Genomic DNA, 650 nt, shown 5'->3' on the forward strand with positions numbered 1-650 from the left:
GCGCGCGACACCAACGGCAACACCGCCAACGCTACGGGCTCGAACGGCAGCGGCGGCGGCGGCGACCGCAACAACAGCAGCTTCAGCACCATCCGCATGGATGCTGCCAGCGACACCGGCCAAGACACCAACGACGGCATCACCAACGACACCACCCCCAGCTTCAGCGGCGCCGTGCCCGTGGGCGCTACTGTGCAAATCAAGATCTACAACGCCCAGGGCCAGGTCGTGGCCACGGTCACCCCCACCGTGCAGCCCGATGGCAGCTACAGCTTCACCGTGCCCCAGGGCTTGCCAGACGGCACCTACTCTCCCCAGATCATCACCACGCAAAACGGCGTGGCCACCACCACCCCGGGCGATCCCTTCACCATCGACACCCGCACCAACGTGGACATCACCCAAGCGGGCCTGGCCGGCACCACCAACGCCATCAGCGGCACCGGCGAACCGGGGGCTGTGGTCACCGTGCGCGACGCCAACAACAACATCGTGGGCAGCGCCACCGTGGGCGCCAATGGCACCTGGAGCCTGACCCCCACCAGCGCCGTGGTGGGCGACACCATCACCGCCAGCGCACGGGATGCGGCGGGCAACACCGCCACCACCAGCGACCCCAACAAAGCCAACACCAACGGCAACGACGGCAA

Annotated in this window: 1 protein-coding gene; it reads left to right on the forward strand. The window is 67.8% G+C overall.

From position 1 onward, the window contains the following. A partial coding sequence (locus B9Z49_RS21440; protein WP_199225148.1) for an Ig-like domain-containing protein occupies positions 1-650 on the forward strand: 650 nt, incomplete at both ends.

It is taken from the genome of Limnohabitans sp. 2KL-51, from assembly GCF_003063645.1.
In the GTDB taxonomy this organism is placed as follows: Bacteria; Pseudomonadota; Gammaproteobacteria; order Burkholderiales; family Burkholderiaceae_C; genus Limnohabitans_A.